General features: G+C 45.3%; 1 protein-coding gene. It reads left to right on the top strand.

Going from position 1 to position 236, the window contains the following annotated elements; all coding sequences use genetic code 11:
- Positions 1-205: hypothetical protein (locus E1163_RS30775; protein ID WP_221417838.1), on the top strand; the 205-nt coding region annotated here is incomplete at its 5' end.
- Between the last annotated feature and the right edge of the window lie 31 nt (positions 206-236).

Raw genomic sequence — 236 nt, 5'->3', positions numbered from 1 at the left:
TCGGTTTTTCAGCGGCCTAAAGGATTTTATCTGCGGGTTATATAAGAATAGCCCCACTAGGCAACCCTATCCTCTGTTACCCAATTCAGAACCTTCATACCGGATCAATGAACTGCAACAGTTAAACGATGAAGACCGCCAGCATATCCTTAAAACCCTTGGGGCTCTGATCAGGGAGCCTAAAACCAAATTGACTTTTGGGTAAGAAAAAAGCCTCGCATTGCTGCAAGGCTCCT

The organism is Fulvivirga kasyanovii, assembly GCF_009711405.1.
GTDB lineage: Bacteria > Bacteroidota > Bacteroidia > Cytophagales > Cyclobacteriaceae > Fulvivirga > Fulvivirga kasyanovii.
This window is presented reverse-complemented; position numbering and strand designations above follow the sequence as displayed.